Genomic DNA, 779 nt, shown 5'->3' with positions numbered 1-779 from the left:
TTTTATTTACTTCGATAAGATTATAGGCTCTTTCAAGATAGATGGTATTCAATATTTTAAGTATTGCATCAAAAATATTTTTTTTTCCACTTTCTGTTTTGGGTAATAAAATTGTATCAGTTTTTTCTTCATCAAAATAATGTGAACTATAAACCATAATTTCATTTTGTAAATTTGTACGATAAGGAGGTGAAATGTTATTAATAAAATGTTTGATTTCAGCTGAATATACATGCATATAGAATACATATTCATAACCTTTGTTAAAAAATTCAAGAAATATATTTGCCTTAGCTCCTTTTTTATTGTCTAAAATAATTTTATTCCTATTAACTTTAATATAAGGATATGATTTTAATTTATCTTTTAAGAAAATTTGTAATTCTTTTTCAAATTGGGTTCTCAATTCTTTAGACATCGTATATAGCCTCCAAACCTAACGCCTTTACCACTGTGCGCAGCAATTTCCATAAGTCCTTTTTCACCTTTAGATAATATAATAGTTACTTCTGTTTGATTTGAATTTATCTATTAGATTATTACCCCCTGCTCTCGTAATTTAGCGAGAACTTCGCGCCCTTTTTCAGAAAGCTCCATTTTTTTTAAATAAATAGCACGTCTGTTTTCAGGCGTTATTGAAATTGATTTAGGATATTCTATAAAAGAATCTAAGCTATCATCTGGAAAAGGAATATTAGGGTTATTGTAATCATCTTCATCTGGATCATAGTCATCTTCAACTTCTGTTCTTGTTATCATCGCTAATAAGGCATCAATGT

2 protein-coding genes are annotated in these 779 nt (G+C 27.7%); both read right to left on the bottom strand.

Annotated features, from left to right (window positions below; translation table 11 throughout):
• Nucleotides 1–418 (bottom strand): hypothetical protein (locus tag J3U63_RS13225; RefSeq protein ID WP_267371855.1); only part of this gene is annotated, 418 nt, incomplete at its 3' end.
• 113 nt (nt 419–531) lie between these two features.
• Nucleotides 532–779: hypothetical protein (locus J3U63_RS13220; RefSeq protein ID WP_267371854.1), on the bottom strand; the 248-nt coding region annotated here is incomplete at its 5' end.

The sequence above is a fragment of the Gilliamella sp. B2838 genome (genome assembly GCF_026536185.1).
Taxonomy (GTDB): domain Bacteria; phylum Pseudomonadota; class Gammaproteobacteria; order Enterobacterales; family Orbaceae; genus Gilliamella.
This window is presented reverse-complemented; position numbering and strand designations above follow the sequence as displayed.